Source organism: Methanosarcina hadiensis, from assembly GCF_046529725.1.
GTDB classification, from domain to species: Archaea; Halobacteriota; Methanosarcinia; order Methanosarcinales; family Methanosarcinaceae; genus Methanosarcina; species Methanosarcina hadiensis.
Genome location: NZ_CP136241.1, coordinates 2,305,330 through 2,329,175, shown reverse-complemented (window position 1 = coordinate 2,329,175; position 23,846 = coordinate 2,305,330). Strand labels below are relative to the sequence as shown.

Genomic DNA, 23,846 nt, shown 5'->3' with positions numbered 1-23,846 from the left:
ACCTTTCCTGTACTATTCTCGCAGCACTTTTTTCTTCCTATTCATGTTAGCTGGAGTCCTATTTTTAGTTTATCCGTATTTATTTTATTTCATTTAACCTTACAGTTTATTTTTCCCCTTTTTCCTTTCTTTTATTTTATTAAATATTTACATTTTATCGCTTCTTTTATTTTAATTAACTGATTATTATATTTTGTGCCTGATTATTCGTAGTCAGGCGAACTTTTTATATATTCAAAACGCAACTTATCTCAAGATATTATGGCAAAACCTGAGACCAAGACTGAATTCTTTTATACCGAAAAAGGGTTTGTAGCAGTAGACAGCCCGGTTAAGCTTCAGATCCTGAACCTGCTCAGGGAAGAGCCAAAGTCTTTTGATGAAATTGTAAAATATACGGCAAAAGCCAAATCAACTATTTCGGTCCATCTCAATGACCTGAAATCATACAGGCTGGTTGAAGAAAAGTTTGATCCTGAAGACCGGCGAAAAAAAATCTATTCCCTTACTTCCCGGTACATGGGCTGCTCCCAGGAGCCGTTCTCAGGTCATTACAGAAGCCTGCTTGAAGCAGTTGCTTCAAACGGAAACGACAAGTTCCGCTTCATGGAAGCTCTTTTTCATGCGCTCAGGTATGGCTTTGAAGCTTACGGGATTGATAATTCCCCTGTTGTCAAAATGATTGGAATCGATATTGGAAAGCATGTGTCTTCAAATTTTGAATCAAATACTTTTGAAGCCCTTTTACCGGAAATCGCAGTCTTTCTGGAATCCCACGGGGATTGCCAGGTCTCGGTGTTTACGGAAAGCACTCCTGCACTTAAAGTAGAAGACAGCTTCAAGGCTACTTCCATGCCTGTAACAGGAAAGCCTTTCTGCGCCCTCAGGGAAGGCATCATTGAAGGGATCCTCAAAGAAAAGCTGGGAAAAGAGTGTGGCGTTCTGGAAATCGAGTGTTACGGAACCGGACACACACACTGCCTTTTCGAGATTATAATCTAAATTCTTTTCCTGGAACTACGGTTTTACATAAATATATTTTCAGAATCAGCCTTTTAAATAATAATTTATAATTAACTGCTTCCGGAAATGGTAAAATACAATGGAATTAACGGGAATCTCCTATTACGACTCCCATCTCTGACTTCAGGCGAGGGCCTATTGCCGCCACAATTCCGGGCCCATCTGTTGTTTCCCTGCATACCACTGCATGTTCAAGCAGCCCCAGGCGCTCGATTTCATAGATGTCCCTCCCGTGCCCTGTCCTTTTAATTGCACTTTTTATTTCCGAACGGGTAGCAGCATTGATAACAACTCTATCCGTACTTGCTTTTTTCCAGCCCCACCAGAGATCAAGCTGTTTTTTAGTGAAGCGGGCTTTTATTTTTTTGTTTGCTTCCACGATTTCAACTTCAACCGGCAGGTGAGGAATCAGTCCGAATCTTGATGCAACCTGCTTTGGCTTTCCGCTGCCCAGAGCTTTCAATTCCTCAGCTTCAACCTGTACAGGGACACCGATATTGACTATAAAAGCATCTTCCGAAAAAGCCTGGAGAAAACCCATATATACCTTGCCAGGATCAGCTTTTTTTGTAGGGGTCCCATATCTGGATGCCAGAAGGTTTGCTGATACCTCTTCGTCTTCCCCTTCAAGGGAAAATTCTGCCCAGTTTTCCGGAGTAATGGATACATCAACCTTTACTTCAAGATCTTTCAATTCATTCTCAACCAGGGTCTTCAGGAGCTCAGCCATCCTTTCCCTGTTTTTTCCATAGATATGCTGGAGGGTTACAACTTTTTTCATTTTCTTCCTGCCGATTATTCTACTTTCCTGTACTGCCTGGAATCACATACCTTCCGGCTTTGAGCCTTTGAGGTAAGATTCAAGGAGTCTTTCTGTTTCTTCCAGGGCTGAGACCACAGCTTCGTCAACAGGAGTCCCTGCATTTTCAATCTGGTTATGCAGTTTTTTGACATCCCGGCTGTTAGGGCCAAGCTTTCTTGAAATCATTTCCCTGTTCTGCCCCTTCTCAACAGCTTCCCTGTAGATGCTCTCTATTTTGCTCCTCAGATTCCCCACCTTTTCCAGGATTTCGGCACTGAGGGGATCAAGCTCTTTTGCTTCTGTGCTTTCGGTTTCTTCCCATCCTTCGGACTCTCTGTATTCCGTTCCTGCGTCTTCCCTGACTTCTCCTATTGTTTTCGTTTCTTCTGCTGCCAGGTATTCTTCTCTCAAAGGAGACTCTTCCGCAATTATATTCCGGAAATCTTTAAGGGCAGTTTCTACTTCCTTTCCATACTCCGTAAGCTCAACAAATTTTATCCGCCCTTCGAATGCGAATCTGATCAGTCCGGACTGTTCCATTTTAGAAAGAATCCTGGTTGTATGAGCAAATGTCGAGTCTATCTCCTTTGAAATAACAGAAGCATAGGTCTTTCCCGTCGAACCTATGAATAGCAATGCACGTGTGGGTTTTTCCTGCAAAAACAATTTTTCTGCATCTTCTTCAGGCATGAGTATCACATAGAGTTTTTTTAGCGGATTATTTCCGGGTCTAGCTCAGGCGTTTATTATTCTTTAATAGTTTATATAATATTGGACATCCTTTCTATCCTCAGTTTCCAAAAGAATGTTCAGTTATTCTGATAGTGCCAGAATTATTTTCTTGATTTCGGTCACAGGAGCGTCTGTTTTAAATGAGGTTCCGCTGAAGTGGGTTCTTGAAGCTTCAAACCCGCTTGCTCTGAGTGCTTCAATAAGGCTCTCAATACCCGTTGCAGAAGCTCCCAGTTCTTTGCAGATGACGTGCTGGTCATAGAACATAGGAATGTCGAGCTCATCCCTGCAGAATGTAATTATTTTTTTGATTTTATCTTTTGTATTCAGAGGGTGTGCTTCAAGCTTGGAGATCACTTCATTGCAGAATTCCGGCTCTTTATAAGGCCCAAGCCATAAAGGCCCTGCAATTTTTGTTAATCCTCCACATTCAGGGCATTCCTTTTCAATGTGGACGGCAAGCCCGTAAACAGGTTTCCTGAATCCGCATCTGGGGCAGTGTATATTGAACCCCATGGACCTTAGAGTCCTGTCAGCGTGCTTCGACCCCGGGAGGACTGCAAGGTAAGTACGGACATAATGGCGCGTAACATGGGAGAGCAGGGGCAACATGCCTTTTTCATGTTTTGCAAGCTCCCTTGCACAGGCTCCGAGCAGAACCCTTAATCCCATCTCGCTGTGATATTCCGTGTTAAGAGGTATGGATGCATACTTTCTTATTCCTGAATTGAGGTGGGCTCCGCAGAGGGGCGCCGTATCCGTAGCAGTTATCGAAAGCATGCTGTATGCTGAAGTTGCAGCTGCATCCAGGTAGGGTGAAGGAGTACCGAAAGGGTCAACATCAACGATATGGAACCTCTGCTCATGAAGCAGAACATTTGCGTTTTTACGCGTAGCCTGGGCTTTTTCTTCAAGCCCGTTGATCTTTATATTTTCCTTTATCAATTCAAAGGCTTCAGGGCTCCAATCATTCATTGTCGCATGGATTCCTACCTCCCCTGCGATCCTGAGTCCACGGATTCCTGAAGCCGAAAAAGCATCCACGTAACGGATCTCCTCTCTGCTTATCTCTTTTTTTGAAAGAAGCCTCTCCACAAATGCCGCTGTTGCTGCAACATTGATATCACGGTTCAGCTCCATTTCCGGGTTATAGAACACCGGCGCTGCCGAGGGAGGAAAATTTGCATCCGGAGGCGGCACCGGAACTGATATTTTTGTTGTCCCTTCCACTATAGTTCTACAGATCATCTAAAGTTGCTATACTTTGGGATATTATTTTACAGTGATGGTCATCTGCATGTTCGGATACCCGCTAGCGCTGAAATTGTAGCTTCCGTTTTCATTAAATGTGTAATTAAAGGTATTCCCGTATCCAAGCCTCTGATCTTCAAAAAGTCCTTCTTCGCTGGTCAGGGTAAAAAGGGTATCTTCAAAATTCCTCCATACAACAAGATCCCCTGTATTTATTTCCAGTTGAGAGGGAATGAATACGTATTCTCTGAGCCTTACAAGATATGTCCCTGGTTCATCTTCCGGAGACTGCTCGATTGTGGCTTCTTCTCCATTTGAGGTAATATTTTCAGTCTGATTTGCTTCAATCCCGCCAGCAGATCCCGGAGTCAGCATTTCCTCAGCTGTTTCTTCTGGTGTACCGGTCTCCTCAAATGTTTCCGTTTCGACTGGAGTTTCCATTTCACCAGGCGTTAACATCTCTTCCGCAGTTATTGTTTCTTCTGGCGTCATTGTTTCTTCCGGTGTTTGCATCTCTTCATATCCCTGCGTTCCTCCGGAGGTCCCGCCAGAACTTCCTGCATCCCCTGAGTTTTCTTCTTGCTCCTGCTCTTCTCCCGAATCAGCGCAGCCAGAAACCAGAACTGCCAGGACTACAAGTAACAGGAGCAGTTTTTTTATTCTCATCACTTCCCCCCTCAATTGGTTTATTTTCTTACTTCCAGTTCAATATAATCCTATTAAATAATAACACTTTCATATAATAAACCTTATTTTTAAAAATAGTTTGTTTGTAGTCGATTTTACGAGTTTTTCTCCGAAAAACCAGTGTTCTGAAAGTATTATTTGAAAGTATTATTTGAAAGTATTATTTGAAAGTATTATTTACCAACCTGTTTCCGGCTTTTTGTCTTCTGGTCACATTTTTATGAAAATGAAGGAAATCTCCAGAAATAAAGAACTGACACAGAAGCTGATATAGAAAAAGTTTAATCAAAAAAGAATTTTACTGGAAAGTATTGTAATCTTTCCGGTAACGTCATAAGCATTTTTAAGATTTCTTTTATATTTTGAGATTTTTTTATTTATCTATAAAGAAGTCATTTAGGGTATTTGATAGACTTATTCAGGGTTCGTTTACATTTACTGTGACATTCATCCTGGGCTGCCCGACAACAGTAAAGTCATATGTCCCTGCTTCATTGAAGGTATAGGCAAAAGAACGCCTGTATGAAAGACTCTGGTTATCAAAAAGCCCCTGTTCGCTTACAAGGGTAAAGACTCTCCTCGGGCTGTCCTGATAATTCAGCCAGGCGACCGTTTCTCCTTCCTTGATATCAAGACTTGGAACAGATGCTCTGAAGTTATCCAGTCTTACAGTATAGACCCTTGAACTGGAATTGTTAACTGCTGCTCCTCCTTCGGTATTGTTTTCTTCCGCAGTTACATTTTCTTCTGTGTCATTTATTGCAGGGGTCTCAACCTCTTCCGGTGTTTCAGTTGCTACCGGCGTTTCCGTTTCTTCCGGAGTAATAGTTTCTTCCGGGGTTACTGTTTCTTCGGGTGTTAGGTTTTCTTCAGGGGAGGGTTGTTCATTTCCAGCACATCCCGAGAACAAAACTACGCTTAAAACCAGAAGCAGAATAATGAGTTTTGTCTTCATTTCATTCCCCACATCTCTTTTTGTTTCGAAATTAGGAAATCTGCAGAATTAATCTGGCTATATTATTTTTACTTCGATTTTCTAACTTAATGTCCCTATTTTTTTCGAACATTAGTTAGTTTTTCTTGTTTAATTAACAGCTAATGTAATTTAGTCTTAAGCTCTTGCTTTTATAGACTTTTTTTCTTTTGAGCTGTTAGCTTTCTTTATACTCTTATTACATATTAATATATTTTCATGACCTTCTTTACCCTGGCTTACTTCTCAAAACAAAATTCTTTATGAGATTTAAGTGTTTTGATTGCATATTAGGGTACTTCATGCTTTTTTGAAATGCCCAAAGTTAGTAATCAGTCCCTGTCTGCAGAATTCCATAAAAATAAAAACGAGTATATGAACTATGCGAGAATTTGAAGAAATTAATACAAAAATAGAGTTCCCTAAAGAAATGGACCTTACCTGAAAAAGCTCGTCTCAATTTTTTATTCCGAATATCTTCCTTTCCCTGAAAAATATTAATCTCCCTGATCTCTCACAGCATGTTCCATAAAAGTAGAGCAGCAGTCCCGATGGATGCAATTATACCGAAAGTTTTCAATGCGAGAGAGAAAAGGGAGGCGGAGCCTGAGATCTTGGAAAGCAGTATTTTATTTACCGTGCTCACCAGACTTGCAAGGACCGCTGTGTTTGCCGCGGTTGCATAAGAGATAGTCCCGTCATTAACGGCAAGAAGAGTTACGGAAACTATTACTCCCGAACTGCTGAAAAGAGCTCCCAGAGCAGTAACATAGATCCCGATAGTTCCCGCAGTATTATATGCGAAATTACCCAGGATGAGAATAAGGGTGAAAGCTATGCCGAATTTGAACGCCTGCCCGAGTGAAAACGGAGACTCGATTTTAAGCTCTCCTCCACCCGTAGGGCATACTTTCCTGTTGCGCCTGAGAATTATTACAGCTGATACAAGGATGATTATAAGCTGGGGAGGAAGCATAAGCAGGGTAGTCTGGCCCGTAGGGTCAACTATCAGAGCTAAAACAAGGTTTCTGATGAGCATGGAAATATTGCAGAGCAGGATCCCTGTGAGGACAGGTTCGGCTATATCTGCTGCCCTCTTTGAAAGCCCTGCAAGTGCTCCTGTTGTAGCTTCACTGTTTACAAAGCCTCCCAGAAAACCAGAGTAACAGATACCGCGTTCTGTCCCGAATTTTCTCAGAAGCACGTAACTCAAGAAACTGATCAGCGAAACAATTACCACAATCAGGATTGCCGATCTCAGGTTTATAAGCCCGAAAAACTGCTTATCCGACATTACCGGATAAAGGATGAAAGCTACTGCAAGAAACTGGACTGCATTATAAAGTTCTTCTTTTGTGAGGTTTCCTGCAAACTGGTGGAGGAGCTGTTTCTGAATCAGGAGGAATGCTATTACTATTGACGAAACTATAGCATACAGGCCATAGTCATAACCAACAAGGACGCCCATTACGAAGATAAAAAATAGGGTAATCGGGCTTGTTACTCCTATCCGCCGGTAGAGGAATATCTTTGCATAGGTAATTATGCAGCATATGGCTGCAAAGAAAAGCGTTGCTACGTATACGAAGCCCTGTCCTGTTGACTCGCTTACGAGAGCAACAAGCATGCCTGTTATGCAGGTAATACTGTAAGTCCTTACACCTGCGAAAATCTCATGCTCAAGGCCTCGGTGTTCTCTTTCTACACCTACCATAATCCCTATCAGGAAGGCTGTGGCAAGTTTTGTAAGGAAATCTACCAGAACCGGATCGAAACCGAACTCGTTGACAACGTCCGTAGCTTAACCTCTTATATTTTTTTATATAAACCTTCCCCTATAAAAACAATGCCATAAAGTGGATTTTACAGGTTAAGGCGAATTCCATGACACCTGTGAAAACATAATATCGGTGAAGGCATAATATGAAATATACGCAAGACAAAAATATAATTCTATAGTAGTGATGTTCCTTTGTAAGATTAGCATTGAATTGTTAATTTGATGGCTTTCATCCCCTTTCTGCAGGTATCTGAGGAAGAGTATTTCCCTTCTGGAAGAGTATTTCCCTTCTGGAAGAGTATTTCTCGTCTTGAAGTCGACTTTGTATTAAGCCTTACTATCCCTTTATACTTCCACGAATTCAACCTCAATAGGTTTGTCTTCGGTCTCCTGTATGGTTATAAGAGCGCAGGAACCTTTGCAGGCCTCCCCGGGATTTACAACAACTGTTTTTCCTGCTTTCTCCATGCCTTTTGCTTCATGAATGTGCCCGCAGACAATAAGGTCTACCCTATCAAGGAATTTCTGGATGGCTTTGCTTCCCACGTGCCCGAAGGGGAGTTCGTCCCTGGCTCCGTGCGGGGGGGCGTGTGTAAGGAGAACTATTGTCCCGCATTCCCCTGAGTTTTCGGCTGAGCAGACCATTCCTTCAAGGGCTTTTTCAATTTCTTCTTCTGAAAGCTCAAAAGGAGTATTGAAAGGAGTAGGATTCGAGCCTCCAAGCCCGATAAATCTGATATTTCCGATCTGTTCGGCTTTTCCATGGAGGTTGACAGCTTTTGAATTATCAAGGGCTTTAAGGATGCTCCTCTGGTCGCAGTTTCCTGGAATTGCAAGCACTGGCCTGTCAAACATTTCTGCCAGTTCATTTACTTTCTCGTCAGGTCCAAAGTTGGTTATATCTCCAACCACCACGGCAAGATCAAAATCTCCGGCTTTTTCAATGATCTTTTTTATCTTCGAGTAGTCCCCATGAGGGTCGGAAATTGCGAGTATCTTCATCCGTTTCCCATCCTATATGATTTTTCGATTCATTGATTGTTTATCATGATTTTGAGTTCTGATTTTAATTATCAGTCGAATTCTTAAATACTATCTCTTTTTCTTAAATACTATTTCTTTTACACTTTATGCCGTGTGTTCTTTCGTGAACATGCATACATCTTTTATATCCCTTACGTAATATTACTGCCCCATGCGTGATATCGTTATCATAGGGCACAAAGCAAAGACTAGCGGTGATTTTTCTTTAAATGACCTTCCCGGGTCTGCAGGAAGAATGGATATTCTCTGCCGCTGCGTAAGCTCCGCCCTCTTTCTCTCTTTCGGAATGCGCAGGGACGTAAATGTGCACCTGCTCCTTCTGGGAGAGCCCGAGCCCGGAAAAATAATCAGGTTTGAGGGCCTCCACCTTAGATACCTCAACCCTGACGAAAGAAGCAGCGGTTCACTTATCCAGAAAGCCCTTCAAAAGGATGCAGCGGAAAGGGATGTAAGGTCAACTCCCGGAGTCTGGATCCGCACCGGCGACTTGAAATCCCTTCTCGCTTCTTTCGAAGGAAGGAATCTTCTCTACCTTCGGGAAGACGGAAAGGATATCAGAGAAATTGCCAGGGAGATCCGGGACCCGGTTTTTATTCTTGGGGACCACACAGGCGTTACGGAAGAAGAAGAAAAGCAACTTCTTGAAGCAGGAGCCCAGATTATTTCCGTTGGCCCAATTTCCCTTCACTCCAACCACTGCATAACCCTCATTCATAACGAACTCGACAGGGCTGAAGCAGAAAGAGGAGAAGTTCCAGGGGGAGACATTTCCAGGCCCGAGGAATGAGAGAGTTTTTTGTCTGGCTTTATCCCAAAAGTTATATCCTATTCCCCTGTATCAGGACAGGAACTTATCCGGATACGCTTTTCAGAGTGGAAGTCTTTATTTGCATTCACATATCAACGATATTTACTCTCAGTAAATTCGCCAATAATAGTTTAATATAATCCGGTGAAGTTAGTCTTTCAATTAAGCTTAGTCTTTCAATTAAGTTTAATCTTTCAATTAAGTTAATCTTTCAATTAAACCTGGTCTTTCAATTGAACCAGGTCTTTCAATATTGCTCTCAATAATCTGCTTCAGATCTATTTCCCGAATAAGCTTAGAGAATGTGAAATAAATGGATGTACTCGAAATTTCAAAAAAGATTCTGCACGAAGGCCCTATCTGCGATCACTGTATGGGCCGTCAGTTTGCAAAACTATCCACAGGCCTCAGCAATAGAGAGCGCGGGCAGGCAGTGAAACTAGCCCTTGCCCTGGAAGGGGACCGTATCTATAAAGGTGAAAAGGACGACGCCCTTCTAAAGGAACTTGCCCAGTGCAGTGCCCTTGCAAGGAAAACTCTCAAAATCGAGGGTGAAGACGAGCAGTGCTGGGTATGCCTTGACCAGTTTAAAAAGCTGGATTTCTGGGCCAGTGAAGCTGCAAAAGCTCTGGAAGGGCTTGAGTACTCCACCTTCCTTGTTGGCACAAAGGTCAGCGGGCTTCTCAGTGAAAACGAAGAGATCCTGTGGGCTGAGGCAGGGACTGCATATGCCGAACAGTTGAAAACCGAGCTTAACAGGGAAGTGGGCAAGCGGATTGCGGAAAAGGTCAATAAGGAAGTGGATTTCGAAAATCCTGATATCGTGATTACCCTTGACCTTGCGACAAATAAGCTGGAGCTTCAAATCCGCTCGGTGTATATCTACGGGCGCTACCTGAAAAAAGTCCGCGGCATCCCCCAGACCCGCTGGCCCTGCAGGAAATGTAAAGGCAGAGGCTGTGAGCAATGCGGGTTCACAGGTAAACAGTACCCAGAATCAGTAGATGAACTGATTAAAGGACCTGTTATCGAAGCTTTTGGAGCTGTTGATACGGCTTTTCATGGCTCGGGCAGGGAAGATATCGATGCCCTGATGCTAGGGAGCGGAAGGCCATTTGTGGTTGAAGCAAAGTCCCCTGTAAAACGCAGTGCTGATCTTGAGGCACTTACTACGAAAATTAATGAAAATGCTGCCGGAAAGGTAGAGGTAAAGGATCTTCGCTTTGTTGAAAAAGGCATGATCGAAACCCTGAAAAGCTCAAAGGCGGATAAAACTTATAAGCTTAAAGTTACATTTAAAGAGCCTGTTTCAGAGGAAAAGCTTAAATCCTGCCTTGAGTCTTTGAGTGGCACGGAGATCGCCCAGCAGACCCCAAAGCGTGTGGTCCACAGGAGGGCGGATCTTATCCGGAAAAGGTACGTTCATAGCATAACTCTTGACGAGCTGACAGATGACGGTTATGCTTATATCACGGTAAACTGTGAGGGCGGGCTGTACGTCAAAGAACTGATTTCCGGAGATGAAGGCAGGACAAACCCGAGCCTGACAGGGCTTTTAGGAGTCTCTGCAGTCGTGGAAGACCTTGATGTGGTTAACGTCGAAATTTAAGCCCCATATCTGAACCTGCCCTTAAAACCAATTCAATCTAAATTAATTCGATCTAAATAAATTCAATCTAAATAATTTGGGTAGATCTGATCTGAATATCTGGATCTATCTGACTGAATGAATCTGATCCATCTAATCGGTTTCACTGGCCGGCCGAGTCGCAGGAATGAGCGGCTCCATGAACGGTTCATTTAAATAATATCCATCTTATTTAGACGAAAACCAATTATTAAACAGAAACTTTATTAAAGAGAAACTGATCGAGCATTCTAACGGAGGAACATGCGATGACAAATTCCCACGGTGAAAAACGCTGCACAAGGTACAAATTACAGAAGACGGTTCGTGAAAGAGGGATTTCCCCTGTAAGCAGGGCAATCCAGGAATTCGAAGAAGGACAGATGGTTCACATTGACATTGACCCCAGTGTCCAGAAAGGGATGCCAAACCCGAAATTCCAGGGCTCTACAGGAAAAGTCCTGGGACAGCGCGGCCGCTCATATATTCTGGCAGTCCGCGAAGGAAACGCAATGAAGGAAGTATTTTCTCTTCCGCAGCACCTGAAACCCCAGAAATACTGACTTCGAGTATGGCAGTTAGGTTTTACAACCTAAACTCCCTCTCGTTTCGGGTTTAAGGTATGCAGGCCTCCAACCGGAGGTTTGAATCCTGCCAGAAATTCCAGCAAATAAGGCTGAATAATTGCCAGTCTGAAGGATTATATACAATAGAATTAATGTCCCTGAAAACCTTAAAAGACTATTTATAAAAGGGATCCGAAATAACTGCTTTTTGAAATTAATATCTTATCCCGGTAACGGAACATCTATAATTATATATCATTTGCAGAACATATGATTGGGCTATAATATTTGTGAACATGGTGGAGTTAATTCAGGATAACATTATCCGGGATAGTTTCCGAATTGTTCCGGCTCATCGGGTGGATCCGGATGCTGAAGACAGAAACTGGCAGCAGGAATCAGAGCTCACAGTAAGCATTACAGCAGATTGCTCTGTATGAAGCGCAAATAGCTGAAATTTTTAATTCAAAAGAGTGTATTTCAATGATAGTTAAGGAAGTCATCAACGAAGAGTTATTGACACTGGCCGAGGTCAAGGATATACTTTCCGGGATCGCTGACGAGCGCAGAGAGCAGGGGCTCGAGGTTTCATATAATTTCAGAAAAGCCCTTCATCACGCGGAACAGTTCTCAAAAATTAGCGGGGCAAAGTCGAGAGAACTTGTTAACAAGCTTCTTGAGCTTGAAAAGATGAAGCCAGTCATTGCAATCAGGATAGCGGATATTCTGCCTCAGTCCAGGGATGAACTCCGGTCAATATATGCAAAAGAAAAGTACACACTGAGCAATGAAGAGCTGGATCAAATTCTGGACTATGTATTTGCAGCTATGGAATAATTAAAAATTAAAGAGAATAACTATATAGCAGTTTATTTGTTATTTATGAGGGAAGTATTCGAAATCCGGTTAGAGTACTTTTAAGTATGGAAGTATCCTGACCTCAATAATTTAATTGCAGAGAGTTCTCCGGTTCTCTAAATCTCCGACCCTGGGATGCCGCTACAGGCAAATCTCGGTTTTCAGAACCGGAAGGGAGTAGAGCGCAGCTGGGAAAGATAGTTAACCAGCAGAAGCGATATAGAAGCCTGACATATCTATGTTTGAGCATATCTCAAGATGGATAAACCCGGGTTTCAAAAAGGGGTTTCATATTTACCGATAGGATGGGTGCTGATGAAAGTAGAGAAGTCGCAATCAGGTAGACCGTACACTGGCAGACCTCCTGCCGAAAGACCTTCTTCTGGCGGCAGGCGTCCGGCAGGCAAACCGCAATTTGAAAGGCAGTCAGAAAGAGCTCCGCGCTCATCCGGGAAAACCATGGAAAGTTCTCAGGATAGAGAGGAATACGTATGGGTGCTTGACTATCTTCCTTACGGGAAGTCTATTGACAGCAAGTCAGCCTATCAGAAAAAACCTCTTGTGCAGGCTATAGGGGATAAAAAGTTCACTCTTATGGAGCTCGTCCCCAAGAGTGGAGTGGTTCCTGAAATCCAGTCAAGGGTTTATATAGGTCCGGGAGACAGGAATGAAATAGACCATGTCAAGCAGAGGATAGGCTATACCGACCTTACCACCGGAGCAAACCTCGAATTGCCTTTCATCCTCGAAGCCATTGTCAGGCATAAAGAAGAAATATTTGTAAAATTCTTTAACGATGCACATCCGATTACAACCCGCCTGCACATGCTCGAACTCCTCCCTGGAATAGGCAAAAAACTGATGTGGGCTATCATTGATGAACGCAAAAAAGGGGACTTTAAGAGTTTTCAGGATATCCGTGAAAGGATTCCAAGCCTTCATGACCCTGCCAAAGTCATTTCTCACAGGATTGAAGAAGAGCTCAAAGATGATTTCATCAAGTACAGGCTGTTTACCACTCCTCCCCGCCGACAGAAGCCCGAGTGAGCGGGAAACATTTTTTCCTTTTTTTAATTATTCTTACCCGCCTGCTTCTGCAGGTCTAATTTTGAGGATAAAGAATTTCTACAACTTTTGTTTATTAAAGCATTTAATCTATTCAGGAGGTTTCAGCCCTGGTTCGTTCTATTCTTAAAAAATACAATATCAAAGGAGGCACCTTTGACCAGCATTTCCTCATTGATACATGCTACCTGGACAGGATAGTTGCTGCTGCTGAGCTGAGTCCGCAGGATACTGTTCTTGAAATTGGTGCAGGAATCGGAAATCTTACCGAAAGGCTTGCAAGAAGAGCAAAAAAAGTAATTGCAGTCGAGCTTGACCCCTCCCTTATTTCAGTCCTGCATGACCGTTTCGATGCTGTCGGGAATATTGAAATTATCGCAGGTGACGCCCTGAAAGTCGATTTTCCCGTGTTTGACAAGGTCGTCTCAAACCTTCCCTATTCCATCTCTTCGGAGATAACCTTCAAACTCCTGCGCCATAAGTTCAAACTTGGAATCCTTATGTACCAGTATGAGTTTGCAGCCCGTATGGTCTCTCCTCCCGGCTGTAAAGACTACTCCCGCCTCACGGTTGGCACCTATTATTTTGCTGATGCCTCTATCCTTATGAAAGTCCCGAAAGGCGCTTTCCAGCCAGCTCCTGAAGTCGACTCCGCAGTTGTCAAACTTATTCCGCGCCCGGCACCTTTTGAAGTCCGCAACGAGGCTTTTTTCCTTGAGTTTGTGGCTGCAGTATTCAGCCAGCGCCGGAAAAAGCTTAGAAACTCGATCCTTAATACCAATTACTTGCTCAAAATCCCGGACGTTAAAGAGGTTGTTAGCCAGCTACCGGAAGATTTCATGAGCAAAAGGGCTGAAAACCTTACTCCTGAAGAACTTGCCGGCATCGCAAATATGATTTTTGACCTTAAGTCCGGATAAGCCATGATTGAAATAGAATACAAAAATGCCCGAGTAAAACTCGGAGCTTCAGACCTTGTTTACGAGCCGGCAGAAGACTCCTTTTTGCTTGCCGATGCAGCCCTTGAAGAAGCAAAGTCAGGCATGTGTATCCTGGAAATCGGGGCAGGCTCGGGTTTCGTATCTGCAGTTCTCAGGGCAAACATTAAAGGCATCCGCGTGTTTGCAATCGAAATCAACCCTCATGCTGCCAAATGTGCAAAAACAAATGGGGTTGAAGTAATCCGCACCGATCTTTTCAGAGGATTGAAAAAAAGCAATCAGAGAGCCTCTTTTGACCTTATTCTTTTTAACCCTCCTTATCTTCCAACTTCAGAAGACGAGAAAGTCCCGGGATGGCTTAACTACGCTTTTGACGGCGGAACCAGCGGGAGGGAAACTCTTGAGAGATTCCTTAATGAAGTCAGGGGCTACCTCAGCCCGGAAGGGAAAATTCTCATGTTAATTTCTTCTATTACGGGTTTCGAAGCTGTAAAAGAAAAAATGATGAGGCAGGGATTTAAAGTTGACATTGTACGCCGGAAAAAAGTTTCATTTGAGGAGTTAATGGTTGTAAGGGGAAAGCTTTCTTAAGTTTAAAATCTTTTTTCTGGAAAATACTTTTATGGGTATTTTTTCGCCAAAGCACAGGATTTTTTCTAAAACCCAGACTTTTTAGACATTTCTTCATATAATCTTTGATTCTCCATAGAAAACTCTATATCTAATTAGTGAATTGATCCCTCTGAATTTCACATTCAATGTAACAGACTTAAATGTATTCAGGCAAAAACATTTGCCTGATCAACTGGAGATAAATACTGGATGTATTACGATGAAGCCGCAGATGCGGTTCTAAAAACCCTGAACACATCCGAAACCGGACTGAGTTCGGGAGAAGCAGAAAACAGACTTAAACAATACGGGAAAAACGAACTTAAAGAAGAAGAAAAAACATCTGTGTTGAAACTTCTTCTCTCTCAGTTCAAGAGTTTTCTCATCCTAATTTTAATGGTTGCAGCACTGGTTTCTGCCTTTCTTGGAGAGCTTGTCGATGCCTTTGTAATCCTGTTCACCGTATTTCTTGCTGGAGTCCTCGGTTTTGTCCAGGAATACAGGGCAGAAGAATCCATCAAACTTTTAAAATCACTGACCAGCCCTGAGGCTCTGGTTATAAGGGATGGGAAGGAAGTAAAAGTCTCTTCTTCCTTACTTGTCCCGGGCGATGTCCTGATTTTGCAGGCAGGAGACAGGATACCTGCTGATGCCAGGCTGCTTGAAGCCCAATCTCTTAAGATTGATGAATCGTCTCTTACGGGAGAATCCGTCCCCGTAGAAAAAAGCACTAAAGTTTTTCCTTCGGAGACCCCGCAGCCTGACCGGAAAAATATGGCATATACCGGGACTTCGGTTACCTATGGAAGAGGAAAAGCAGTAATTACAGCAACAGGCATGAGTACTGCTTTTGGAAAACTTGCCGGGCTCCTCGGTGAAATTGAAAGGGAAAAAACCCCATTACAGGAAAAGCTCGACCAGTTCGGCCGCTGGCTCGGAGCTGCAACCCTTATTGTTGTGGCTTTTGTAGCAGTGCTCGGAATCTTTGAGGGTTTCGATCCTTTTGAAATGTTTCTCTGGGGCGTTGCACTTGCAGTTGCCGCTATCCCCGAAGCCCTTCCTGCAGTTGTGACTGTGGGGCTTGCTCTCGGGGTTAGAAGAATGGTTAAAAGGCACGCCCTCATAAGAAAACTGCCTTCCGTAGAAACACTTGGCTCTACCAATATTATCTGTACGGACAAAACCGGAACACTCACTCAGAATTCTATGACCGTTGAGAAAGTGTATGTTAATGGGACAAGGTTAAGCGTTACAGGCAACGGATATGAGCCTAAAGGAGACTTTTTTAAGGGAGATCAGCCTGTTTCCGAAGATGTACATCTCCATAAGTTGCTGGTCACAGGAGCACTCTGTAATGATGCAGGTTTAGTCCAGGAAAAAGAATGGGATATTCTGGGAGACCCCACCGAAGGCGCTCTTGTGGTCGTAGCAGCAAAGAAAGGGCTCTGGAGGCCTGATCTTGAGCTAAAGCACAGGCGTGTCGGTGAAGTTCCCTTCTCTTCCGAAAGGAAGATGATGACCACACTCAACACTTCCGAAGAGGGCATACACGCCTATTCAAAAGGGGCTCCGGAAGTCATTCTTGGCTGCTGTACGAAAATCTTCCTTGAAGGGCAGGAAAGAGAATTAACTCCTGAGATAAGGAAGGAAATTCTGGATACTGTTAACGAGATGGCAAACCAGACCCTCAGGGTTATGGGATTTGCTTTCCGCAAGGTTCCTGAGAAAACCGTTCCTGAAGATTCTGAAAGAGATATGGTCTTTGCAGGGCTTATGGGCATGCGCGACCCTCCCAGAGAAGAGGTAAAGGCTGCAATTGCCACCTGTACGAATGCAGGCATCAGGACTGTAATGATTACAGGAGACCACAAAACAACTGCCTTTGCTATCGCAAGAGAAATCGGGATCTACCGGGAAGGAGACCTTGTCCTTACAGGCATAGAGCTGGATGCCCTGGGAGATAAGGAATTCGAAGATATAGTGGAGAAGGTTTCGGTCTATGCAAGGGTATATCCCGAGCACAAGCTGAAGGTCGTTAATGCCCTTAAAAAGAAAAGCTATATCGTTGCAATGACCGGTGACGGAGTAAATGACGCTCCTGCCCTGAAAGCCGCAGATATGGGCATTGCCATGGGAATTACCGGAACCGAAGTCAGTAAGGAAGCTTCCAGCATGATCCTGACAGACGACAATTTCGCTTCGATTGTTTCTGCAGTCGAAGAGGGCCGGAATATATTGAAGAATATCAAAAACTTCATTGCTTACGGCCTTACCTGCCACATAGGAGTTGTCCTGATTGTCCTCGTCGGAGTGCTTGCCTGGCAGATCCTGCCTGTAATTGCAGTCCAGATCTTATGGATCAACCTTATTACAGATGGACTTCCTCCAATGGCGCTTTCTCTGGAAGCTCCTGACAGGGGGCTTATGAAGCAGAAACCCAGAAAATCAACGGAAGGGCTGGTCTCCAGAAGGATGCTTATAGCAAGCCTTGGACTTGGGGCTTTGATTGCAGTCCAGTCCCTTGGGGTTCTTTACTGGGCTCTTGAAGAAGGAGTACCCCTTGCAAAGATCCAGACTCTGATCTTCACTCTTGTAGTGATTTCTCTGATGTTCAACGCTTTTAACTGGCGTTCGGACAAGCTCTCGGTCTTTTCCCTGGGAATTTTCACCAACAGGCCTCTCATCTATGCCGTCCTGAGCACAGTGCTTCTGCAGCTTGCGGCAATCTATGTCCCTATTATGCAGACTGCTTTCCGGACTGTGCCTCTCTCGCTTTCGGACTGGGGAATGATCATTCCTCTGGCTTCGACTACCCTCATAGTTATGGAGGTTGCCAAATATCTGGAACGGAGAGCTCACAGGTAAAATCAAATAATGAGATTAAATCAAAAATGGGGTTTGCTTTTTTGCATACTCCATTTTCCAGCTTATTAAATATTTTGAACCAGCATTGCGATGATTTTTATGATGGTCTCTATGACGCTCTTTCTGACAGTTTTTTACTCTAAAACCCATTATTTGCTGAAGCAATAATACTATTAGAATTAAAACTCTCCCGTAATCATATATATGACAAAACCCAATAGTATGGACATTATGACCCCCACTAACAGAGAAAATCCGATTTATCCGAGATTTATAACAGGTATAGAACCGCCAGCAGACAGGACCGACAAGGCTCTCTGGTTCATTTTCAGGGGGCGTGATATTCTTCTTAAAACTCATAAAAACCCTGGTGCAATTCCCAGGCTGATGGATATCAGGGATCTCGGGCTTCCTGAAGTAAGGGAGCAGTACCTTGGTATGCTTGAGGGGACACATTGTTTTTCTGTTGAGCTTCCCTCGGATACGAAAACTCCTGAAGGAATGGAATTTGTAGACCTCAGGCAGGCATATTCCCAGATGAGTGAGGGGTGCTTTGAGCTTGTGAACAAAGCAGTGCAGGTAATGGAATGGGACAGGACAAACCAGTTCTGCAGCAGGTGCGGAACAAAGACCTCGCAGAAGCCTGGAGAAAGAGGCAAGGAATGCCCTGAATGCGGAGAGCTTTTCTATCCCAGGATCTCGCCTGCTGTTATTGTGCTCATAAAAAAGGGCAATAAAATCCTGCTTGCAAGGTCTCCCGGTTTCCCGCCTGACATGTACAGCCTTATAGCCGGTTTTGTCGAGCCCGGAGAAACGGCTGAGGCAGCGGTTGAAAGAGAAATTTGGGAAGAAGTAGGCATAAAAGTAAAAAACGTTACTTACTTCGGGACGCAGTCCTGGCCTTTTCCGAATTCCTTCATGATTGGCTTTACCGCAGAATACGACTCAGGAGAAATCAGGCCAGACGGGTTTGAAATAGAGGATGCAAAATGGTTTTCAGCAGATAACCTGCCTTTCCTGCCCGGAAAGATCAGTATTTCAAGGAAACTGATTGACTACTTCCTCAAAGAAGAAGGACTGTAAGTTTAAGGCGGATTCATATTCTTTTCAAATTTTATATTAAATTTTTATATTTTAGTCGAAACACTTCGCATCTTGCTACAGGGGCGTAAATCTTCACGGAACCATTATAATGGAACCATTATAATATAACTTATTTTGATTTAATTTTTGATAACACAAATTCATCTAACCATGCTGGGATAGAATCTTCACTTAACAATATCAATGAATTATCTGGCTTTTTTTCAGCGATTAACTGCATTTGTTGTGTTGAATTATCAAAGATGTATGCTCTTCTACAATGTTGTAAAGCAACAAATAAATTCTCATGGGATCGAATATACCGATCTCGGATTTTGTTAGGAGGAACACCATGACCTCCATTTTGCACTCTCTTCCACACGACTATGATTGATGTAAGAATCTACTGTACTGACAAAATATAGATATACCTGCCATCCACAATTTTTTGCATTTTTGAGAAAATCTACTTTTGATGAATGGGAAAGAACAGTCTCAAATGAAAATAATGTTTCTTTTGAGTAAAGATAGCAATGCCGTAGATAATCAGCCAGCATCGCACCCATATATGAATTTCTGTCTGTTATGTAAAAACGATTGTCATTAACTTTAATTTCTTTGATATCAATGTTACATTTGTCATCAAAAGGAGATTGAGATACAAAATCTCGAAAATCGTTCTCATCGACTTTTAATCCAAAGTCGTTGAAATTAAGCACATTGACTAAATTGAGGTCGTCAGGATTTATATGGCGATCAGGATTAATCAATTTACTTCTTTCTTTAATAAATTGATTAACTAGCGTTGTTTTGCCAGACCCGTTTGGACCTGCAATTACTCTCATGCGCTTCATAAATAGTAACGTCTTTTTTCTGGAACTACTGAACTTTTTTCGATTTTCCGAATAATGTCAGTTCTTCCATCAGGATGCATCTTGACAATGGATTCGTCTTGCTGTACAGTCACCGACCTTCCTTGACTAAATGCATTTTTTTTCGCGTTGCTGGAGGCTGTTCTTGCAATCCTTGCAATAACTTTATGTTGTTTTATTTCATTTTTTTGCCTTTTATTTATTAGTGATATACAGAATCCCCCTTCGCAATTCGTTACATTCACTGCTATATACGACATTTGCATAAATAGATTTGTATTGGTTTTATCCTCACATTATAACACATTTATGTTTAAACCAGTGGAAAGTATTTTACACTACTATGTAAAAATAGAATAGCTATAAATGTGGAGAACTGGCTTTTTTAATATTGTAAAGAAAAACCCTTGCTATTAACTTCCTTTTAACATCCTTTAATTCATCATCTGAAGTTCGAGTCTCTTATAATGATGTATAAAGGTCAAAGAATCGTAATTATGATATAATTCTAAACATCTAAGCTTCTTTTCTCTTTTTCTTCTCAGATTCCACTGGCTCGGTTAAGGTGAATCCGAATGCTGCGAAACCTTTGACACCCATTTTGTGAGATTCGGAAGAAATAGCAGGAATGATGAACCGGAAAAATTCACTGGTATACTGCTCGTAACTGAATCCCTCCGCCTCTATCACCATTTTCCATTTATTTTCCATTGACAGGATACCCATGAAGGAGATCATAAGGTACATCGAGGTCAGGAAAGGATCGAGATCTGCCCGGATTGTACCGTCATTGATACCCTCCTGGACCGCATCCCGCAGGATCAGCCGGCAGGTACCGTATCCCTTTCCGATCTCTGCGGTACACGGGTTTTCTTTTGAAAAACGTTCGGACCCGTAAAAATGGATCATTCGGAGATAATCGGGGTATTCCTGTGCAAACTGGTAATAAGCCTGGCCCATCAGGGCTACCTTGACGATACCCGGAACCTCTTTTTCCATGCATTCCGTGTATTTTTTCTTCAGGATCTCAATGCCACGGAGCACGATAGTAGCGTAAAGTGCCTCCTTGTTTTTAAAATATAGATAAATAGTAGCCTTATTCAGCTCAACCTCGCGGGCGATGTCTTCCATAGAAACATCTTCATAATTTCGGGAAAAAAAGAGGCCTTCAGCTGCATCGATGATCTCGGTTTTTCGCTGTTCCTTTTCACGTTGTCTTCTATCGGCGATTCCCATAGTTCCACTCCACTTAATCCTTATATTCGGGACATATTCATTAGATAAAAAATTCAGGCTCCTTTCTCTGACTATAAAGCGTATGGAGGCGCACAGATGCCTCTTTGACCAGCCCGGGTTTCATCGACCTGGCATTTTGCGGGCAGCTTTTGATACATGCACAACACGTGATGCATTTTTCTATATCAATCATACGGGAATTTTCCGCATCAACAGCGCCTACAGGACACGCCTCTGCACAGGTTCCGCATTGCGAACACTCATCGCTGACTGCAATAAAATCAACAGTCCACAATTCTGTAACTCCTCCATAAGGATAATTGCCAGGCACATTCACATCAGAAACCCGAGAAATGGATGAAACGGATTGCAGTTTTTCATGTATTTTCTGCCCAAATGCTTCTGCATGGTTTAAATCATATTTGTCTGGACGTCCTTCTGCTGTTGGTGTCTCGGAATTTGAGAATGAATGTTCCCCGATATATGCTGCACAGGCAATGGGAGTACATCCGCATTTCGTTACAGTATTTTTAAGTTCGAGCAATGCATTGTCATACACGCGGTTACCATAGACGACAACGCACACCGTCGGCGTATTATGAGCCTGAATTGCGTTCAGCCATTCATTTAATAATGCCGGCACTCTCCCCATATATACGGGAACTCCAATAACAAGCAATTCATTTTCCGATATCTGTAACGGCTGTTTTCTTGCATCCGGTCTGGTAATATCAATTAATTCCGTGATGTCTGGATTGATGCCATTAGCAATGCCCTGAACAACCGCTTTTGTTGTTCCGGTAGGCGAAAAATAGACTAATTTCACAGATTCTATTTCCATTTTATTTACTCCATCAGTTGTATAACTCCAGGATATAATATAACTATAGGTGATTAAATAACTATTGGTTAGTAAATAACTGTTAGTTAGTTTAAACTTGTTTCCCAAGAAAAAATGTCAGATATCTGACGAAGGCTCAAATTTTGTTTGGGACGAATAATAGATTAAGGCTCTTAGAGAGTTTTCACGAGTCCTGTTTTTACTGTAAATAACTCATTATAGCAACTTAACGTTTAACCAGCTTTATGGAAGTCTAGAAGAATTTAAAAATAATTAAAATATTATTGGATTAAAAAACTATAACAGAAGGCATAAATTGAATTTCAAAAAAATTATCTCGCACATCCAAGTAGTGCTTATAATAATAGCTGCATTAACGGTCTTTGTTATCATAGATGAAAACGAAAAAGGTATTGCAGCCTTAACAGTTATCGCGGTAGTAGCCGCAGTTCTGTCATTGCAACAATCAATCGAAGCAAATCAAAAAACAGGGAAAGCGCTAGAATTAACCGAAAAAACACTCAAATTAACAGTAACTGAACAAAAGATAAGAGACCTGAAAGAACGTTTAAACCTTTTCTACTATCCGGTATACGATTATCAAAACTCGATTACAGGTGCAGGATTTGGAAACTTAAACGACAAAAGAGCGGATTTCACTCGTATAGTATCATTTAGATATCTAGCAATAGGGAATACAAAAGAAAAATTAGAAAAATTCTTGGAAAAGAAAGGCAAAACAGAAGAAGACTCAAGTGGATTGAAAATAGTACTGAAAAATGATATATCAACCTGTGAAAAAGAGATACAAGAATATCAAAAGATTATGGACAAATTAAATATATAAACATTTTATAATACTATGTTCTACTTTTTTGTGACTCATAGCCACCTAATACAAAAGAAATAACAGAGTTTTTCTAATTTAGGACTTACGCACTTGAAGTTTGAAATCAAGATCAACAGACCTTGCTATTACATCGAGGGTTTAGACAGTTGAAGGTTTAGCTCCGTTGTTTTTTCAGTTCAACCGCGTAAGTCCTATAATTATAAGAGTTAGACAAAAATCTAAGAAGTTGCTTTTTTTCTCTTAATTTTCTTTGCATTGTCATGAAGAATGCCTAGGAATTGCCACAAAAGAGCATTTAAGTAATATAAAAGTTTATTTTTGAGATGTAGGTGAAGTACTCTTTTTAATTATTTTTAAGCACACTATTAAAATGTCTGACCAAAAAAGCGCTGATTTAAAAGTATTTTTATAGGTAAATTACCATTTGACAATCAGTGATGATATGAAAGTATTTATCAGTTGGTCTGGAGATTTAAGTAAAAGAATTGCTACTGCCTTAAAAGAATGGATTCCAAACGTACTTCAATCAACTGAACCTTATGTTTCATCGGAAGATATTGACAAAGGAAGTCGCTGGAGTACAGACATTGCTAAAGAATTGGCTGATTCAACATACGGGATATTATGTGTCACCAGAGACAACTTTAGGGAGCCATGGTTAAATTTTGAAGCAGGAGCATTATCTAAAAAAATGGAAAGTTCCAGAGTTTGTCCTTTTTTGTATAATGTAAAGCTGTCCGAAATCGATGGACCTTTATTACAATTTCAAGTTACTATTTATAAGAAGGAAGATGTCTTAAAATTATTAATTTCATTAAATAATTCATGTACAGACCAAAAGCTTCCAGAAGAACGACTTGTTAAAGCATTCGAATTATGGTGGCCAGAATTAGAAAGAAATTTAAAAATAGAAGATGTTGATATAATCCAACAAGGCGTAAAAAGTGAATCAAATAATGCTCACAATGACGCAATTCTAGAAGAAATTTTATCTTTGCTTCAAACGCAGCAAAAAATACTTAGAAGACCTGAAGAAATTTTGCCACCTGATTATCTAATTGATTTGATGAAAAGATCTGAAAAAGACAGATCCACTAAACCCATTGCTCAAGAAGCTTATTATGAGTTATTTGGTGTATATGACAGGTTGCGGATTGCTTCCATCGATAATCTAAAATTCTTAAGATCGGTTGAAGGAATAAATAAAGAAATTCTTATGCGTGCAGAGAAAATGGATAAAATATTCGAAGATATGGAAAGGCCTATCAATTATATTCAAAGAAGAGTTTTGAATCGCAAGTTATCCGATAATCTCTTAATTATAGAATAA

General features: G+C 41.9%; 23 protein-coding genes. 13 read left to right on the top strand and 10 right to left on the bottom strand.

Translation table 11 applies throughout. The features are described from left to right. Nucleotides 1-261 precede the first annotated feature (261 nt). On the top strand, nt 262-1,002 hold the full coding sequence (locus RSJ42_RS09770) for a V4R domain-containing protein (protein ID WP_410507110.1): 741 nt from the start codon (nt 262-264) through the stop codon (nt 1,000-1,002). A gap of 106 nt (nt 1,003-1,108) precedes the next feature. Here the strand turns inward: RSJ42_RS09770 and RSJ42_RS09765 are convergent, their stop codons facing one another. The 7 genes from RSJ42_RS09765 to RSJ42_RS09735 all read right to left on the bottom strand — a co-directional run bounded on the left by RSJ42_RS09765 (nt 1,109) and on the right by RSJ42_RS09735 (nt 8,250). After that, nucleotides 1,109-1,804: a DUF2110 family protein gene (locus tag RSJ42_RS09765; RefSeq protein ID WP_410507109.1), complete on the bottom strand. Its 696-nt coding sequence runs from the start codon at nt 1,802-1,804 to the stop codon at nt 1,109-1,111. Between the two features lie 42 nt (nt 1,805-1,846). After that, a complete protein-coding gene (locus tag RSJ42_RS09760) occupies nt 1,847-2,515 on the bottom strand; it encodes a MarR family transcriptional regulator (protein WP_410507108.1) in 669 nt (222 codons plus the stop codon). A gap of 123 nt (nt 2,516-2,638) precedes the next feature. Further along, nucleotides 2,639-3,805: a tRNA (guanine(10)-N(2))-dimethyltransferase gene (locus RSJ42_RS09755; RefSeq protein ID WP_410507107.1), complete on the bottom strand. Its 1,167-nt coding sequence runs from the start codon at nt 3,803-3,805 to the stop codon at nt 2,639-2,641. 24 nt (nt 3,806-3,829) lie between these two features. Next, nucleotides 3,830-4,474: a cell surface lipoprotein gene (locus RSJ42_RS09750; protein ID WP_410507106.1), complete on the bottom strand. Its 645-nt coding sequence runs from the start codon at nt 4,472-4,474 to the stop codon at nt 3,830-3,832. A gap of 439 nt (nt 4,475-4,913) precedes the next feature. Next, on the bottom strand, nt 4,914-5,450 hold the full coding sequence (locus RSJ42_RS09745; protein WP_410507105.1) for a hypothetical protein: 537 nt from the start codon (nt 5,448-5,450) through the stop codon (nt 4,914-4,916). Between the two features lie 532 nt (nt 5,451-5,982). Further along, on the bottom strand, nt 5,983-7,182 hold the full coding sequence (locus RSJ42_RS09740) for an MgtC/SapB family protein (protein WP_410507104.1): 1,200 nt from the start codon (nt 7,180-7,182) through the stop codon (nt 5,983-5,985). Nucleotides 7,183-7,593: 411 nt separating this feature from the next. Continuing rightward, nucleotides 7,594-8,250 (bottom strand): metallophosphoesterase, encoded by a 657-nt coding sequence (locus RSJ42_RS09735; RefSeq protein ID WP_410507103.1) that lies wholly within the window; start codon nt 8,248-8,250, stop codon nt 7,594-7,596. Between the two features lie 193 nt (nt 8,251-8,443). Between RSJ42_RS09735 and trmY the strand changes: the two genes are divergently transcribed. From trmY to nudC, 10 genes are all read left to right on the top strand, one after another. Further along, nucleotides 8,444-9,079 (top strand): tRNA (pseudouridine(54)-N(1))-methyltransferase TrmY, encoded by a 636-nt coding sequence (gene trmY / locus RSJ42_RS09730; RefSeq protein ID WP_410507102.1) that lies wholly within the window; start codon nt 8,444-8,446, stop codon nt 9,077-9,079. Nucleotides 9,080-9,413: 334 nt separating this feature from the next. Further along, nucleotides 9,414-10,709: a tRNA pseudouridine(54/55) synthase Pus10 gene (locus RSJ42_RS09725; protein WP_410507101.1), complete on the top strand. Its 1,296-nt coding sequence runs from the start codon at nt 9,414-9,416 to the stop codon at nt 10,707-10,709. A 287-nt stretch (nt 10,710-10,996) separates the two neighbouring features. Then, complete coding sequence (locus RSJ42_RS09720; protein WP_410507100.1) at nt 10,997-11,290, top strand: 50S ribosomal protein L21e; 294 nt, start codon at nt 10,997-10,999, stop codon at nt 11,288-11,290. Nucleotides 11,291-11,589: 299 nt separating this feature from the next. Next, a complete protein-coding gene (locus tag RSJ42_RS09715; protein ID WP_410507099.1) occupies nt 11,590-11,733 on the top strand; it encodes a hypothetical protein in 144 nt (47 codons plus the stop codon). Nucleotides 11,734-11,776: 43 nt separating this feature from the next. Continuing rightward, entirely contained in the window at nt 11,777-12,130 is a 354-nt protein-coding gene (locus tag RSJ42_RS09710; RefSeq protein WP_410507098.1) for an RNA polymerase Rpb4 family protein, read from the top strand. A 336-nt stretch (nt 12,131-12,466) separates the two neighbouring features. Further along, nucleotides 12,467-13,198, top strand: a complete 732-nt coding sequence (locus RSJ42_RS09705) for a DUF655 domain-containing protein (RefSeq protein WP_410507097.1) — start codon at nt 12,467-12,469, stop codon at nt 13,196-13,198. A 110-nt stretch (nt 13,199-13,308) separates the two neighbouring features. Further along, on the top strand, nt 13,309-14,136 hold the full coding sequence (gene rsmA, locus RSJ42_RS09700) for a 16S rRNA (adenine(1518)-N(6)/adenine(1519)-N(6))-dimethyltransferase RsmA (protein WP_410510351.1): 828 nt from the start codon (nt 13,309-13,311) through the stop codon (nt 14,134-14,136). Nucleotides 14,137-14,139: 3 nt separating this feature from the next. Beyond that, nucleotides 14,140-14,748, top strand: a complete 609-nt coding sequence (locus RSJ42_RS09695; RefSeq protein WP_410507096.1) for a HemK2/MTQ2 family protein methyltransferase — start codon at nt 14,140-14,142, stop codon at nt 14,746-14,748. Between the two features lie 231 nt (nt 14,749-14,979). Next, nucleotides 14,980-17,634 carry a calcium-transporting P-type ATPase, PMR1-type gene (locus RSJ42_RS09690; protein WP_410507095.1) on the top strand — a complete coding sequence of 885 codons (2,655 nt, stop codon included), beginning with the start codon at nt 14,980-14,982 and terminating at the stop codon, nt 17,632-17,634. Between the two features lie 231 nt (nt 17,635-17,865). After that, the gene (gene nudC, locus RSJ42_RS09685; RefSeq protein WP_410507094.1) at nt 17,866-18,717 is read left to right on the top strand and encodes an NAD(+) diphosphatase; all 852 of its coding nucleotides are present in this window, start codon (nt 17,866-17,868) and stop codon (nt 18,715-18,717) included. 338 nt (nt 18,718-19,055) lie between these two features. Here nudC and RSJ42_RS09680 read toward each other — a convergent pair whose 3' ends face one another. The 3 genes from RSJ42_RS09680 to RSJ42_RS09670 all read right to left on the bottom strand — a co-directional run bounded on the left by RSJ42_RS09680 (nt 19,056) and on the right by RSJ42_RS09670 (nt 21,666). Beyond that, nucleotides 19,056-19,562, bottom strand: coding sequence for a hypothetical protein (locus RSJ42_RS09680; RefSeq protein ID WP_410507093.1), 507 nt, complete (start codon nt 19,560-19,562; stop codon nt 19,056-19,058). Between the two features lie 543 nt (nt 19,563-20,105). Continuing rightward, nucleotides 20,106-20,825 (bottom strand): TetR/AcrR family transcriptional regulator, encoded by a 720-nt coding sequence (locus RSJ42_RS09675; protein WP_410507092.1) that lies wholly within the window; start codon nt 20,823-20,825, stop codon nt 20,106-20,108. A gap of 40 nt (nt 20,826-20,865) precedes the next feature. Continuing rightward, entirely contained in the window at nt 20,866-21,666 is an 801-nt protein-coding gene (locus tag RSJ42_RS09670; RefSeq protein WP_410507091.1) for an EFR1 family ferrodoxin, read from the bottom strand. Between the two features lie 316 nt (nt 21,667-21,982). On the opposite strand from RSJ42_RS09670, the gene RSJ42_RS09665 reads away from it, so the two are divergent. Further along, complete coding sequence (locus RSJ42_RS09665; protein ID WP_410507090.1) at nt 21,983-22,513, top strand: hypothetical protein; 531 nt, start codon at nt 21,983-21,985, stop codon at nt 22,511-22,513. A gap of 427 nt (nt 22,514-22,940) precedes the next feature. Beyond that, nucleotides 22,941-23,846, top strand: a complete 906-nt coding sequence (locus RSJ42_RS09660; protein ID WP_410507089.1) for a TIR domain-containing protein — start codon at nt 22,941-22,943, stop codon at nt 23,844-23,846.

What these genes read in the sequence shown, in the direction of transcription:
- RSJ42_RS09735 (WP_410507103.1), bottom strand. Translation starts at nt 8,250, where the DNA reads ATGAAGATACTCGCAATTTCCGACCCTCATGGGGACTACTCGAAGATA.
- RSJ42_RS09760 (WP_410507108.1), bottom strand. Translation starts at nt 2,515, where the DNA reads ATGCCTGAAGAAGATGCAGAAAAATTGTTTTTGCAGGAAAAACCCACA.
- RSJ42_RS09695 (WP_410507096.1), top strand. Translation starts at nt 14,140, where the DNA reads ATGATTGAAATAGAATACAAAAATGCCCGAGTAAAACTCGGAGCTTCA.
- RSJ42_RS09710 (WP_410507098.1), top strand. Translation starts at nt 11,777, where the DNA reads ATGATAGTTAAGGAAGTCATCAACGAAGAGTTATTGACACTGGCCGAG.
- RSJ42_RS09765 (WP_410507109.1), bottom strand. Translation starts at nt 1,804, where the DNA reads ATGAAAAAAGTTGTAACCCTCCAGCATATCTATGGAAAAAACAGGGAA.
- RSJ42_RS09755 (WP_410507107.1), bottom strand. Translation starts at nt 3,805, where the DNA reads ATGATCTGTAGAACTATAGTGGAAGGGACAACAAAAATATCAGTTCCG.
- RSJ42_RS09745 (WP_410507105.1), bottom strand. Translation starts at nt 5,450, where the DNA reads ATGAAGACAAAACTCATTATTCTGCTTCTGGTTTTAAGCGTAGTTTTG.
- RSJ42_RS09770 (WP_410507110.1), top strand. Translation starts at nt 262, where the DNA reads ATGGCAAAACCTGAGACCAAGACTGAATTCTTTTATACCGAAAAAGGG.
- RSJ42_RS09740 (WP_410507104.1), bottom strand. Translation starts at nt 7,182, where the DNA reads ATGGTAGGTGTAGAAAGAGAACACCGAGGCCTTGAGCATGAGATTTTC.
- nudC (WP_410507094.1), top strand. Translation starts at nt 17,866, where the DNA reads ATGACCCCCACTAACAGAGAAAATCCGATTTATCCGAGATTTATAACA.
- RSJ42_RS09720 (WP_410507100.1), top strand. Translation starts at nt 10,997, where the DNA reads ATGACAAATTCCCACGGTGAAAAACGCTGCACAAGGTACAAATTACAG.
- trmY (WP_410507102.1), top strand. Translation starts at nt 8,444, where the DNA reads ATGCGTGATATCGTTATCATAGGGCACAAAGCAAAGACTAGCGGTGAT.
- RSJ42_RS09750 (WP_410507106.1), bottom strand. Translation starts at nt 4,474, where the DNA reads ATGAGAATAAAAAAACTGCTCCTGTTACTTGTAGTCCTGGCAGTTCTG.
- RSJ42_RS09675 (WP_410507092.1), bottom strand. Translation starts at nt 20,825, where the DNA reads ATGGGAATCGCCGATAGAAGACAACGTGAAAAGGAACAGCGAAAAACC.
- RSJ42_RS09705 (WP_410507097.1), top strand. Translation starts at nt 12,467, where the DNA reads ATGAAAGTAGAGAAGTCGCAATCAGGTAGACCGTACACTGGCAGACCT.
- RSJ42_RS09680 (WP_410507093.1), bottom strand. Translation starts at nt 19,562, where the DNA reads ATGAGAGTAATTGCAGGTCCAAACGGGTCTGGCAAAACAACGCTAGTT.
- RSJ42_RS09690 (WP_410507095.1), top strand. Translation starts at nt 14,980, where the DNA reads ATGTATTACGATGAAGCCGCAGATGCGGTTCTAAAAACCCTGAACACA.
- RSJ42_RS09725 (WP_410507101.1), top strand. Translation starts at nt 9,414, where the DNA reads ATGGATGTACTCGAAATTTCAAAAAAGATTCTGCACGAAGGCCCTATC.
- RSJ42_RS09670 (WP_410507091.1), bottom strand. Translation starts at nt 21,666, where the DNA reads ATGGAAATAGAATCTGTGAAATTAGTCTATTTTTCGCCTACCGGAACA.
- RSJ42_RS09715 (WP_410507099.1), top strand. Translation starts at nt 11,590, where the DNA reads ATGGTGGAGTTAATTCAGGATAACATTATCCGGGATAGTTTCCGAATT.